This is a genomic window from Enterobacter sp. ECC-175 (genome assembly GCF_043968675.1).
In the GTDB taxonomy this organism is placed as follows: domain Bacteria; phylum Pseudomonadota; class Gammaproteobacteria; order Enterobacterales; family Enterobacteriaceae; genus Enterobacter.
Window position 1 is genome coordinate 3,803,453 of the sequence record NZ_CP143776.1, and the last position, 13,896, is coordinate 3,817,348.

The window sequence follows — 13,896 nt, forward strand, 5'->3', positions numbered from 1 at the left end:
AAGGCCTTTTCAGGCCTCTCGTTAGTCTGGGATTTTACACTTGAATATCCCAGCTTTTAAAATAGAGTTTTAATTTTTCGACGGTGTGACGCCATTTCGGCGTGGTGGGCTTACACACTGTGTTTTGATTGCCGAAGAATCCGACCTCATTCACCGCGTCTTGTTCACTGCGGGTTTCCAGCCACTTCACGGGGACAAAATACTCGGACTTGTCGGGGTCATCTGAATTCCGGTGATAGAGATCACTGTACTTAAGCACATCCATCGCCCGCTTTTCACCGTCGTCAGTGTTGATGGTGAAGCAACTGGCAGGCTCAACGGCACTCTGCACAATCCCGACGCCGACGTAACCCGTTGCCGGAATTTTCACCCAGACGCGGTTGCCAGGCTGAAGCTGTTTTAACGTCTGACTATACCAGCTCCCGCCACCTGCGCTGATAAACCCGTAGCGGCGCGCCTCTCCCCAGACGCGACTGTTTGAATCGCCAAACGAGACATAAAACTCACCGTTCCATGGTTCCTTCGCATTGGCACTTGTAGCAGTGGCCTGTGCGGCATTGGTTTGCGTTTCGCTCGGGTCGATAAGCCAGGCGCGGCTTAAAAACTGTTCGTCTCCGTGCTGGAATACTTTAAAGAACAGAACGTTAATCGAGATGCCATTCTTACTCAGATAATCGACGATACGTTCAGTGGAGGGATCCAGCTCTGCCGCCACGATAATGATTTGATGCGACTGATTGAGCGACTCTTCTTCTAGTTCGGCATTAAAGCGTTGCTTAAATGCCTCCCCCAGATTTCCGCCGCCAGAGAATTTTTCATAAATCTGCGACAGACGCTCGGCACTTAAATCATCCACCCAGGAGGCGTAATCCAGCGCCTGAGCAACCACTTCACGCGGCGTACGGTCGCGTTTAAGCTCAATCAGGATCAGAGAGGCATCCGGCGCAATAGCCAGCAGATCGATACGCCCGCTGTCGAGCGTATTGACCTCCTCACCGATAATCATCCACTGGTCGGACAGTATGGACGAATCTTGAATAATCATCTTCTGCAGCAGTTTTTCAGTGGCGAGTTTGCTGATTGTCAGTGGCTGTGGATTCTCCCCCACCCACCAGATAGCATGATGAACCGGCATCGTCTGTTCCTTAGTTTAATGCTGCATCGGTGATCGCATCCGCCAAGTGGAGCTGGGTTTGCTGGGCGGAATGCAGGCGGGATTTTATTTGGTCACAAATTGATAAACACTCTTTAATTTTCTCAGCGATCCTATACTGTTCCTTCAAAGGAGGTAAAGGTAAATACATCTCCTCTACATCACTTAAGCGAAAGCTATTTTTTATACCTCTTTGCGGCGCATCAAATTGCACTTTTGCCACAGGGGAGCGCATGAACTCAGCAAAGTAATAATTCTGACAAGTTGGAATAAAACGGAGCAAACATGTATGTTGGTTAATATATGCTTCTCCAAACCCATCAGGAATTAACCCTAAATTCCCAACATCACCCGTAATTGAAATAATTAAGTCGAAAGCCTCTAATCTAGTTCGTAATCCCTCACCTTCTGTGGGAGGGGAAACATAGCGAATATTATCCATTCTTAAATCATAAGAACCTCTGGATAAATTTCCCATTGTTACAAACAAGGCTCCTTTTTCCGAATAATATTTTGCCCAATCGCGAGAACCTGAAGTAGTAAACATGGCAACATTCGATACACGGCACCACTCCCATCCCTCCGGCAATTCAAATGGTTTTTCCTCATCACTCACAGGCGGCAACAGTTTTTGTTTTTTAATTTTTCCTTCTTTTACCAGTTGCGCTTTTTCCTGCTCAATACGTTTAAGCAGTTCAGACGCAGGTTCGTCGTTAGGATCTTGCGGCACCAGTTTACCCATCACCGCCAGTTGCAGAATGGTTTGCTTAAGCGCCTCGATACTCGCTTCGGTGTTAAACAGCGTGTCGAAATGCTGGCTGATTCGCGCCCAGTTTTCGGCGAGTTCTTCGGCATTTTGGCTATCGGTCAGCGTTGACAGCAGGGTTTCAGCCAATTGCTGATTCGCGTCCAGACTGGTCAGAGATTGCTGTTCCAGTTGGTCACAGAGAGACATCAGTTTTTTAACATTGGTCACTATCCGAGCCTGTTCTGAAAGCGGTGCTATAGGAACTAACAACGACTCCCATTTCCCTTTATTCAGAATAGCTATAGTTGTACTTGATGAATAATCCCACGCTAGTGATTGAAAATAAGAGGATGAAACATCAAGATAGATAAAATCAGATATATCAGAGAAAGGAGTAATGGAATTTATTTGCTGGTTAAATGAACATGTTCGATTTATAATCTGACATTTCCCAATGGTACCAATACAAACCATTAAAATAGAGCCACTTGGAGCGACACGGCCTAAGGTTTCTGCCCCTTTAATTGAGAGCCCTTCATTATCGTATATGACTCCTTGTGCAGTAATATCCGCGGGTTTTATAAAGGGGATATCATTCCCATAATATTCAGCATTAGATTTTGAAGGTGTGCCTCCGGTTTGGGTATATCCTAAGGTTCCCAATCTGACCCACTCCCAACCCACCGGCAATTCAAACGGCTTCTCATCCTCACTAATCTCAGGAAGCGGCTTCTGTTTTTTAATTTTCCCCTGCTTCACCAGCTCCGCTTTCTCGGCAGCAATACGCTTCAGTAACTCAGATGCCGGTTCATCATTCGGATCCTGAGCTACCAGTTTGCCGCGCACCGCCAGTTCCAGAATCAGCTCGCGCAGTTTCTTAATGCCGTACAGGTCGATTTTGCCATTGCTACCGCGCCCGGCAGTGGAGCGGGTTTGCAGCGCAGAGGACCAGATATCAATATGGTCGGTGATCAGCTTTTCAACGGTCATCAGTTCGCCCCCTTGTTGCCCACCAATGCGGCACCGAGGATATCGCGCAACTGGTTGCGTAGCTCGCTGATTTCCGCCTGCTGCGTCTGGTACTGCGCTAACAACTCATCCGGATCGTGGCTGATGGTTTCCCCCTGATACGGGTTCTTGATATCAAGGTTGAAGTTGCGAGCGATGATGTCGTCGATGCTGACTTTCCACGCCTGATTATTCTCTTCGCGGCTGGCAAAACCATCAGCTTCAAAGCCCCACCAGTCGATTTCCGCCTGGAATTCTTCAAACTTCATCGGCTTGGTTTTGCTGTAGTTCTTCACGCCATCCGGGTACGGGTGCTCGTAGAACCACACTTCTTTGGTTGGCTTGCCTTTCGTGAAGAACAGAATATTAGTCTTGATACCGGTGTACGGGTTAAACACGCCGTTCGGCAACCGCACGATGGTGTGCAGGTTGCACTCTTCGGTGAGCAACTTTTTGATTTTGGTTTTGACACCCTCACCAAACAGCGTGCCGTCTGGTAACACCACCGCCGCGCGGCCTTTGTCTGCCAGCACTTCGACAATCAGTTGCAGGAACAGATCGGCGGTTTCGCGGGTCTGCATCTCTGCCGGGAAGTTTTTCTCAATGCCGTCTTCTTCGGTGCCGCCAAACGGTGGGTTGGTGATAATCACGTCCAACTGCTCGTCCCATGAGGAGAGCGGTTTGTTGAGCGTGTTGTCATGGCGAATTTGCACCGGCACTTCAATGCCGTGCAGCAGCATGTTGGTGGTACACAGCAGGTGCGGCAGCTGTTTTTTCTCTACGCCGTGGATCTGCTGTTGCAGAGTTTTGTGGTCTTCAGTCGTTTTGACGTAATGCTCTTTCACATGGTCAAACGCGCAGGCAAGGAAGCCGCCAGTACCGCACGCCGGATCCATAATCGACTCACACAGTTTCGGATCAATACGGTTGACCATAAAGCGCGTCACGGCACGCGGGGTATAGAATTCGCCCGCATTACCGGCGCTTTGCAGGTCGCGCAGGATCTGTTCGTAAATATCACCAAACAGATGGCGCTCCTGACTGCTGCTGAAGTCGATTTCATTGAGCTTGTTGATCACCTGGCGCAGCAGCGTACCGTTTTTCATGTAGTTGTAGGCATCGCTGAACGCCTGTTTGACCACAAAGCCACGAGGGTTCTTATCGATCGGTGCCGTGAGGTTTTTCAACGTCGGGAACAGATCGTCATTCACAAATTCCAGCAACGCATCACCGGTGATGCCTTCGCTGTTCGCCGCCCAGCTACGCCATAAATAGCGCTGGGGGATCGGGAACTGGTAGTCATCCTGCTCCAGTTCCAGCTCTTCTTCCTGGGTATCAAAAATCTTCAAAAACAGCAGCCATGAAAGCTGCCCCAGACGCTGGGCATCGCCGTCCACACCGGCGTCTTTACGCATAATGTCCTGAAGGGATTTAATGACTGAGCTAATCGACATGTTTTCTTTCCATACTTAAAAAAGGATGCCACCGGTCGCAGACGCGGCCGGTGGCAATATATTTATAGGTTGTCAGGCTGAGCGTGGCGGTAACTGGTAGATTTCGTTTTCCAGTTCATTGACGGCTTGCTCATACGCCTTTTTGTCACCAAAGCGTGTTTTGATGATTTCGATCGGACGTCCCAGCGTATCGAACGGCTTCAGTTTAAGTACCTGAACATCCTCAATTTCCTGCACGCCTTCATCGGCGTATTTATCCAACAACGTGTTAAGCACCTGCTGTGCTGGCTCGGCGTATTTAGTGAAGTAATTGCGCTTACGCACATTGGCCACGCGTTCCTGACGGGTTAACGGCGGCTGACCGTACACCACATGACAGAGCAAATCAAACGGGTCGAGATCTTTACCCACCTCTTCGGCCAGCACGTCCCACAGAATCCCCAGTTGCTCCAGTTCTTCGATGATCACCTGTTTGCGTGGTGCATCCTGCCATTTGCGCACAAAGCTATCCAGTGAGGCGTATTCGCTATCTTTGAGCATCGTTTTACGGGTGTAATCCTGGAAGGATTCGGTCACCAGTTTGCCATCAGAATCGTAATACTGAACGCGCTTAGCCAGCACTTTTACATCCACGCCATTCACATAGAATTTGCGGACTTTGTTTTCATCATCGTCATGGAACTCACCGTTTCCCGAATGCTTGTCACGATTGACCTGATAGTCAGCGGCGTCTTCTCGCGCTTCACTGGCGTCATTATCACCGCCATCAGCGTTATTTTCCGCATCCAGTTGTTCATTGAAGTCTGAATCTTTGTCAGAAATATCACCGGGTTTTACCACCAGCACTTTTTCTGGCAGGCCATCAAAGCGTGGGTCGGCAAACAGCTCGGTCGCTTTTTTGAAATCGAGAATAGTGAACCACAGCTTGCCGTGTTTTTCGTTGATGCGTGTGCCGCGCCCAATAATCTGTTTAAACTTGGTCATCGACTGAATGTTTTGATCCAGTACCACCAGCTTACAGGTCTGCGCATCAACGCCGGTGGTCATCAACTCTGACGTTGTCGCAATAACAGGGTAAGCTTTTTTAGGATTGATAAAGTTATCCAGTTGCGCCTTGCCGATATCATCGTCGCCGGTGATCTTCATCACGTACTTTTCGTTCTTCAACACCTGCTCGGGGTTGAGCACCACCAGCGCATGGCGCATTCGATCGGCGTGATCGATGTCGTTGCAGAAAACGATGGTTTTATCCATCGGGTTGGTACGTTTTAGGTAATCGGTGATGGTCTGCGCCACCAGCATGGTGCGCTCATCAATCACCAGCGTGCGATCAAAATCCTTCAGATTGTAGATACGGTCTTCAATTTCTTTGCCGTATTTATCCAGTTGACCTTTGACAGGTCGCCAGCCCTGGACATCAACGTCTATATCAACGCGCACGACTTTGTAAGGGGCGAGGAAACCGTCTTCAATACCCTCTTTCAGCGAATAGGTGTAAACCGGCTCACCGAAGTAATCGATATTGGAGACGTCTTCCGTTTCTTTTGGCGTTGCCGTCAGACCGACCTGAGTGGCGCTGCCGAAATACTCCAGTATTTCTCGCCAGGCGGAATCTTCGGAGGCGCTGCCACGGTGGCATTCGTCAATGACAATCAGGTCGAAGAAATCAGGCGCCACCTGTTTATAGGCTTTCTGGTGTTCTTCCGGTCCGGTAATGGCCTGGTACAGCGCAAGATGCACCTCATAGGCGGGATCGATAGTGCGTCCGGAGACTTTGGTCATTGCCGCGCCGAAAGGCTGGAAATCATTGTTTTTAGTTTGATCGACAAGAATATTGCGGTCCGCGAGGAAGAGGATGCGTTTTTTGTTTTTGGCCTTCCACAGCCGCCAGATAATCTGGAATGCGGTATACGTTTTACCCGTACCGGTTGCCATGACCAGCAGAATGCGATTCTTTCCAGCTGATACGGCATCTACCGTTCGGTTGATCGCCTGCATCTGATAATAACGGGGTGATTTTCCGCTGCCGTCGTCGAAATAGTCTTGGCTGATAACCGGCAACTGCTCCTGAGTGAACCCTTTCCAGACACAGTATTTTTGCCAGAGCTGCTCAGGCGTTGGGAAGTCAGTGAGGGCAATTTCGGATTCGAGCTGCTGCGGATTGGTTTTATCGTGGAAGATGAACCCGTCACCGTTGGAGGCAAATACAAAGGGCACATCAAGCAGACTGGCGTAGTCCAGCCCCTGCTGCATCCCTTTGCTGATGGCGTGCTTATTGGCTTTGGCTTCGATAACTGCCAATGGTAAGTTAGGCTTGTGATACAGCACGATATCGGCAGACTTAACTTTGATACGTGAGGCCAATTTGCCACGGACGACAATCTTGCCATCTCGCAGTTTCACTTCCTGACGAATCTGCGCCAAATCGTCCCAGCCGGCCTCCTTAACCGCAGGAAGGATAAATTTGCTTATGATATCCGTTTCAGTCAGGTGCGTTTTGTTCACGCCAGCCATAGCAAAGCACTCCACGATATTGGGTTAACTCTGATTTTACACAGATCTGTGCGTTACGTAATGACCTGAAATGAGGTTTTGGGTAGCTACCGGTAAGATAAGTTGTTGGCAGAACAATTTCTGTTGCTTCCCTACCATGGATTTTTTCATCTTTTGTAATTCCTGAAATTCGCTTCAGAAACGAAATAAATGTTTCCCCGAGCCCGGGAGCAAGCTACATAAAGTTTATTGCGCGACGAAGGTGGAAGTGTTTGTAGATTCGAGCTATTTAGAAGACGCCAGTGCGTAGCACCCATCACAATGCATACGTCCTGAAAATGATCCAGTCCTTTACTGGCTCCCCAATTTAGAGAGTAACAACCATAACGATGGTGTTCACTATAGAAAAGCTTAATGACAGAATCGTCTGCATGTAAGGCGGCTACTTGTTCAGTCTCGGTTACTATATCAATTGATGTTTCACGTAAGCCATGTGCATCAATGCGTATATTAAGCCTCTCAGTAATGAATTCACATACTGTGCTTGAGCAACGCCACGTTCTACTGAGCGTCTCACGATCCACCACCAATCCAGCAGCAGTGAAGCGAGCTTCATATCGGTTAATATCGTCATGAAGAGTGGAATTAACATTGCCATCCCTGCTCGTATCATAGGTATGCTGATAGAAATCACCGGCAAAAAGGACCGACATTTCTGCCTCGCAAAGCGCTAATAAAAAATTAAAATCATTTCCAGCAAAATCCTGTACTTCATCGACTAATAGTTCGTCGTAGTATCGCTCAAGACGATTGCATATATCCGGCAGCATACCTCTAGCCATTAATAATTGAGCTAGCCGCCGATGATATATGCGGCCGCTATTATCCTGATAATGCAGTCGATTAGTGCGTGGGATCCTCTGTGGCGGCTGGGAAAAACTCAGGCCTCGAGAAGCCAAATGTTCCTGGAGAAAGGGGCGAAAACAGAAACCGTGAAGAAATTCAAACCAAGTCATTACACGGATTCCTTCAGGCATAAACCCAAACAAACTTATGATCTTGGATCGCAGATGTATCTCGTTATTGATGGTATGCGTCAGAATTAGTGTACGACTGTTTACCATGAGTCTGTCTATCAGTAGTGTGGTTTTACCTGAGCCAGCAACGGCAAAAATCACCCTCTTAGCCATGCCAGAGCCTCCTGAATGTAGTCAGGAACGCAGAGCTCTTCTCCATCATGTTGTAACAGCTTAAATGCAGCTTCTGCCTTATTGGCCAGCATATAGTCTTGCACTGTCAATGTTCGTCGGCCTCCCCCAAACAGCAGCTCACATAACGCCATATTGTCCTGATACAGACAGATTTCAAACGTTGATCGCTCATCGTTGTGATCGGCGAAAACATTGATGTGATCGCAGATAATATCAGCATAACGTTCGGAGCAATTCTGTTGGTAGTTGCCATCGTTGTCTCGTAAAGCAGCTACTCGATTCCTCAGTAAAAGTGCCAGTTCAAGATAACGGCGGAAACTAGTACCGCCAATAGCGATAATATGAACACCATCATCTTCAGGGGCGGCATTGAAGAGCTGACGGTAAAAAGACTCGATTAGGATATATTCGGCATCACCTTCTACCAGTAATACTCGTCTTGCCAGAGCAAATTCAAGAACATTATTATCTGGTGCCTTCATAAAGAAAGCTGCCGTTTCATCTGAAAGCTCATTTAATAAAACGGGTCGGGATTCCCCAAAGAGGATTGCTTTACGCAGATCAAGACGGGATGAAATATGGCTGCTATGTGTTGCGATGAAAAGTTGTTTCTGTTGCTCAGCGGCAAGCTGATTAACCAGCTTTTTCATACTCACGTGACTAAGATGGTTTTCCGGCTCCTCAAGCAATAATGAATGAAGCTCACCCTGTTGCTGATGCCTTCGTAGGGCAAACTCCGTTTTGATAAAGCATTGCCGACCTTTACCCCTATTACGGATAGAGATCCCACCTTCAGTAATATCCAGGTTAGCTTCGAGTCCCGATTTAGCTCCTGAACGGATACCAAACTGATAATCTTCCAACGTGCTGTTAACAGCGGACAATTGCTGGTTACAGAAGAGGTTCTTCTGTTGACGATAACTGTTTTCAAGGCGGTATCGTTCCGCGACAGATACATTCACACCATAAACTGTGCGAGTATAGTCCAGTGCAGCATGATCACTATCGATACGTGCGTTTTCAAGAAGCAGATGCCGCAGGTAGCGCCTGAAGCTCGCAAAATGGCTTCCAGAAAAAGTTGTGAATTTAACCGCGTAGTATTCGAAGGGGAAATTTGTCGGATCCTGCTGCAAAACTTGTCGAATGTCCTCGCCATATTCGTCAAGCATCGGTGCAATTCGCATTCTGAGGCCATCGGCATCTATGCCAGCCAGATTCTGTCGGCCATTGAGATCAGGATTGTTACCTTGATGAAGAAAGACGTCAGCGATAAGTACTGGTAGCAGATCGGCCCGACGTTCACCCGCCAGAAAATTCTCCACCGCAGATTGTGAAATAAGGGATTCAACGCCCAGAGTTTCAACACGATGTCTACTGTCGCTCAAAACCAAATCAAGAGCCAGTAAGATGCTACTTTTACCCGATTCATTATCACCGATGAATATGTTTCGATCAGCATTGAAAAACAGGTCCAGGCGCGGAAACTTTTTAAAATTTTGCAGTATCAACCGAGTAATTACAGGCATGCTAAAGTCCCTATTTATGAGCGATCTAACATTATCTCCAACGAAGTGAAATTTTGTAAACTTCAATTATCAAGATAAAAACCTCACCGAAACATGATCTTACCAGTGATTTTCTTGTTTTTTTGAGAGCTGTATCCAAAATACATGGTCAGTTCAGGTTTAGAGGATGTTCTAGTGCTCCAGGCTTCGATGGTTAGTTGTTACTACGAACAGAAATTGACCATAGACTAAAACCCTGTAAGCAGGGTAAGCCGTCCTTTAAGACCAAGCAGACGGCATAGAGTGAATGGATTACTGGGTATACATCATTGTGATTGCCGCACAATGTGATGCGGCCTGAACAACGATCAGATTAAGGTACTGTTACTCCGGGGGCGTCCTGTCAATGGACGCTCGGGTACTTCGTTGCATCCGTACATTAGTAGCGCGTTTTTCTGTTCAATCTTGGTCATGTATTCCAGTACGTCGCGCATGTTAGAAATGCTTCCCGAATCGCTGTAACGGACCGGTATATTGATATGGCAGCCGCCACATTCTGTGTCACCGGTCAGCTCACTGGTGTTCTACCGTCTCGTCAGTGCCATTACCGCCTGCCAGCGGGTACTGCTGCTGGCCGAGGGAGAGCGCTGTGACGGGCTGGCCCCATACCGCCTGATATCACTCGACGGCTGCTGGTACCTCACTGGTGAACTTAACGGGTATATCACCGTGCATCCTCTGGCGACCATCCATGCGGTGACAGTTCTGAACACCACTTTTACCCCGCGAAAACGTCTCAGCCAGTTAACCACACAGGCGGGCTTTATCCAGGCCCTTCCGCACTTCAGCTGTATCCATGACGACACAAACTCAATGCGAATTGATGTCCGCTAATGAACCTCAATTTGACCTCACTGCAACACCAGTACCTGACGAACAGCGCCTCGATTTCTGGCCGCTGTATTTTGGCGCTATCCCGCAATGGATAACGCTGGAACCCCGTATTTTCGCCTGGATGGAGCGCTTTTGTGATGAGTACAACGGTGGTATCTGGTCCTTTTATACGCTCAGCAATGGCGGCGCGTTTATAGCCCCTGATGCGGACTGTGGTGATAAATGGCATCTGTTCAACAGCATGAACGGTAATGGTGTGGAAATGAGTGTGGAAGCGGCAGGTATCGCGGTCTGCCTGATTGAATACAGCCATCACGCCTGTCGTACAGAATGTGACGCAATGACCGCACACTATTATCGCTTGCGGGGCTATGCCCTGCAGCATCCTGAAGCTCACGCCATTCTGCGTATCATCGACTGAACTGAGGAACAACGGATGAAACAGCTCTCCTTTTTACCCGGCGAGATGACGCCACAGGACCGGCGTCTCATTCAGCGGGCGCTCAGGGCTCTGGAGCGGCACCTGCATGAGCCAGGGGTAGCCTTCACCTCCACTCACGCCGTTCGGGAGTGGTTACGACTGCATATGGCCGCACTTGAGCGGGAAGAGTTCCGGGTGCTGTATCTGGATAATCAGAACCAGCTTATCGCCCATGAGACGCTCTTTAGTGGCACGATTAACCGCACCGAGGTCCATCCCAGGGAAGTGGTCAAACGTGCACTGCACTTCAATGCGGCAGCGGTGATACTGGCGCATAACCATCCTTCCGGCGAGACGACGCCCAGCCAGGCTGACAAAGCCCTCACGCAGCGACTGACTCAAGTACTTCAACTGGTGGATATCCGTGTCCCTGACCATCTGATTGTTGGTGGCAGGCAAATCTATTCGTTCGCAGAACACGGTCTGCTGTGAGGTATTACATGAAAATTATCAGTAAACGCCGGGCAATGACGATATACCACCAGCATCCTGAGTCCCGAATCTTTCGCTACTGCGCCGGAAAATATCAGTGGCACGGTAGCGTCTGTCATTACACCGGCAGGGATGTTCCGGATATCACAGGAGTCCTGGCTGTGTACGCCGAACGCCGCCAGGACAGTAACGGACCTTATACCTGCCTGATGAGTATCACGCTGAACTGACAATAGTGAAGAACTGTAATGAGCAACATCACTTGGGGCCTGCAGCGCGATATCACGCCGCGCCTGGGAGCACGTCTGGTGCAGGAGGGCAACCAACTGCATTATCTGGCTGACCGAGCCAGTATCACCGGTAAATTCAGTGACACCGAATGCCGGAAACTGGATGAAACATTCCCGCACTTTGTCCGCCAGATGGAATCGATGCTGACCACCGGTGAGCTCAGTCCCCAACACGCCCACTGCGTCACCCTGTACCACAACGGTTTCACCTGTGAAGCCGACACCCTTGGCAGTTGCGGCTACGTATACATCGCCATTTACCCCACTCAGCGTTAATTACCTTCACGAGAGCAAACATGAAAACTTTACCTGCAACAACTCAGCGGGCGGCGAAGCCCTGCCTGTCACCCGTGGCTGTCTGGCAAATGTTACTGACACGTCTGCTGGAACAGCACTATGGTCTCCCCCTCAACGACACACCATTCAGTGAGGAACGTGTTATACAGGAACATATCGATGCCGGTATCACGCTGGCTGATGCCGTGAATTTTCTGGTGGAAAAATACGAACTGGTGCGTATCGACAGGAAGGGATTTAGCTGGCAAGAACAATCCCCTTATATTCGGGCTGTTGATATTTTGCGAACTCGGCAGACACTAGGTCTTTTACGAGGATCTCATTGAGATACGATAAAATGAAGTTTTCGAGTACGATATATCTGCAACGAAATCGAACCAAAGACGATTAGTTGTTAGTCAATGAATTCTGTCAAAATAGCTTTTGGGGGCCTTATTGGGGGCCCCTTGATTTCCCTAACAACGAATAAACCTTAATTATCAATATATAATACATGCACATTCGAAGTCTGCAGGGGACCATTTATCCGCATGATATTAACTGTCTGTTTTTACGCCAAATCTTCCAAAATTCCGATTTTCTATCCCTTCACGGCTAACATCTTCAGGTAAATCAAGCCCCTCCACACCTGCCGCTTTTTTAATCAAAAACATCTGTTAGGACATAGCGTATAAGGGTGCTACATTACGCCGCCCACCCAACGTCAGAAGTGGCCAGGCAACGCCGTAAAGTTCGGTAAAGCCTGCAACCATGACCTTGTCTTACGGTCTAAATGGCACGTTGTATCGCGAAAGTTGCGCTACTTTTACCGGCTTCATAAAGGTTTCCTTAATTTGTCTCAATCCACATTTAAGCGCGCTTTTCTGCATCCGCGCTACTGGTTTACATGGTTCGGCCTTGGCGTCCTTTGGCTGTTAGTGCAACTACCTTATCCGGTGCTTCGTTTTCTGGGGTCTAAGCTGGGCAGTACATCCCGCCACTTCCTTAAACGCCGCGAATCGATTGCCCGCAAGAATATTGAGCTTTGCTTCCCACACTATAATGAAGCACAGCGTGAAAAACTGATTTCTGAAAACTTCAAATCCATCGGTATGGCGCTGCTTGAGACCGGTATGGCCTGGTTTTGGCCTGACGAGCGCGTTCGCAAATGGTTTGACGTGGAAGGGCTAGACAACCTTAAGCGCGCGCAAATGCAAAATCGCGGCGTAATGGTAGTGGGCGTTCACTTTATGTCGCTCGAACTGGGCGGTCGCGTAATGGGCCTGTGTCAGCCGATGATGGCAACCTACCGGCCCCACAACAGCCCGGTGATGGAGTGGGTACAAACGCGTGGCCGCATGCGCTCCAACAAAGCCATGATCAGCCGCAACAACCTGCGCGGCATGGTGGGAGCCCTTAAGAAAGGTGAAGCCGTCTGGTTTGCGCCCGATCAGGACTACGGACGGAAAGGCAGCAGCTTCGCGCCGTTCTTCGCGGTTAAGGACGTAGCGACGACAAACGGCACCTTTGTCATCTCACGCCTGTCCAGCGCGACGATGTTAACCGTAACCATGGTCAGAAAGGCGGACAAGTCCGGCTACCGTCTGCATATTTCTCCGGAGATGGCAAACTACCCCGAAAATGAGTGCGAAGCCGCCGCCTTTATCAACCGGGTTATCGAGCAAGAGATCATGCGCGCGCCGGAGCAGTATCTGTGGATGCACCGCCGCTTCAAAACGCGCCCCGCGGGCGAAGCCTCTCTCTATATTTGATTTCGTTTTGAAGGTTAGTTTCTTCAGGAAACTAACCTTTTCAATCACCTGTATTCACGCAGAGTAATGATTTTCTCTAACGTCGCTCAGTCGAAATTTATTGCACATTGAAATCAAACTGTCGCCGTTCCACGACACTCGTAAGTTACGGAAATTATTAAATAAAAACACTCTTGCCT

General features: G+C 48.9%; 12 protein-coding genes and 1 pseudogene. 7 read left to right on the forward strand and 6 right to left on the reverse strand.

All coding sequences use genetic code 11. The features are described from left to right. Positions 1-34: 34 nt before the first annotated feature. The 6 genes from V1599_RS18075 to V1599_RS18100 all read right to left on the reverse strand — a co-directional run bounded on the left by V1599_RS18075 (position 35) and on the right by V1599_RS18100 (position 9,593). Positions 35-1,135, reverse strand: a complete 1,101-nt coding sequence (locus V1599_RS18075; protein WP_395300572.1) for a nuclease — start codon at positions 1,133-1,135, stop codon at positions 35-37. Positions 1,136-1,145: 10 nt separating this feature from the next. After that, the gene (locus V1599_RS18080; protein ID WP_395300573.1) at positions 1,146-2,891 is read right to left on the reverse strand and encodes a restriction endonuclease subunit S; all 1,746 of its coding nucleotides are present in this window, start codon (positions 2,889-2,891) and stop codon (positions 1,146-1,148) included. Beyond that, positions 2,891-4,363, reverse strand: a complete 1,473-nt coding sequence (locus V1599_RS18085) for a type I restriction-modification system subunit M (RefSeq protein WP_262762342.1) — start codon at positions 4,361-4,363, stop codon at positions 2,891-2,893. Before V1599_RS18085 ends, V1599_RS18080 begins: the two co-directional genes overlap by 1 nt. 72 nt (positions 4,364-4,435) lie before the next feature. Beyond that, entirely contained in the window at positions 4,436-6,877 is a 2,442-nt protein-coding gene (gene hsdR, locus V1599_RS18090) for an EcoAI/FtnUII family type I restriction enzme subunit R (protein ID WP_395300574.1), read from the reverse strand. 146 nt (positions 6,878-7,023) lie between these two features. Next, positions 7,024-8,046, reverse strand: coding sequence for a DNA helicase UvrD (locus V1599_RS18095; RefSeq protein ID WP_095441549.1), 1,023 nt, complete (start codon positions 8,044-8,046; stop codon positions 7,024-7,026). Beyond that, the gene (locus tag V1599_RS18100) at positions 8,031-9,593 is read right to left on the reverse strand and encodes an ATP-dependent endonuclease (protein WP_262762344.1); all 1,563 of its coding nucleotides are present in this window, start codon (positions 9,591-9,593) and stop codon (positions 8,031-8,033) included. Before V1599_RS18100 ends, V1599_RS18095 begins: the two co-directional genes overlap by 16 nt. A 513-nt stretch (positions 9,594-10,106) precedes the next feature. On the opposite strand from V1599_RS18100, the pseudogene V1599_RS18105 reads away from it, so the two are divergent. The 7 genes and pseudogenes from V1599_RS18105 to lpxP all read left to right on the forward strand — a co-directional run. After that, positions 10,107-10,466, forward strand: a pseudogene (locus V1599_RS18105) (transcriptional regulator); the annotation flags it as partial. Then, positions 10,429-10,887 carry an antirestriction protein gene (locus tag V1599_RS18110; protein ID WP_395300575.1) on the forward strand — a complete coding sequence of 153 codons (459 nt, stop codon included), beginning with the start codon at positions 10,429-10,431 and terminating at the stop codon, positions 10,885-10,887. The pseudogene V1599_RS18105 and the gene V1599_RS18110, both read left to right, overlap by 38 nt. Positions 10,888-10,902: 15 nt before the next feature. Continuing rightward, entirely contained in the window at positions 10,903-11,379 is a 477-nt protein-coding gene (locus V1599_RS18115; RefSeq protein ID WP_087760069.1) for a RadC family protein, read from the forward strand. Positions 11,380-11,387: 8 nt separating this feature from the next. Further along, positions 11,388-11,609 (forward strand): DUF987 domain-containing protein, encoded by a 222-nt coding sequence (locus V1599_RS18120; protein WP_185922757.1) that lies wholly within the window; start codon positions 11,388-11,390, stop codon positions 11,607-11,609. A gap of 18 nt (positions 11,610-11,627) precedes the next feature. Continuing rightward, positions 11,628-11,945, forward strand: a complete 318-nt coding sequence (locus V1599_RS18125) for a type IV toxin-antitoxin system YeeU family antitoxin (protein WP_395300576.1) — start codon at positions 11,628-11,630, stop codon at positions 11,943-11,945. Between the two features lie 20 nt (positions 11,946-11,965). Then, entirely contained in the window at positions 11,966-12,292 is a 327-nt protein-coding gene (locus V1599_RS18130) for a TA system toxin CbtA family protein (protein ID WP_395300577.1), read from the forward strand. A gap of 507 nt (positions 12,293-12,799) precedes the next feature. Continuing rightward, entirely contained in the window at positions 12,800-13,717 is a 918-nt protein-coding gene (lpxP, locus tag V1599_RS18135) for a kdo(2)-lipid IV(A) palmitoleoyltransferase (protein ID WP_112010311.1), read from the forward strand. The last annotated feature ends 179 nt before the right edge of the window (positions 13,718-13,896 follow it).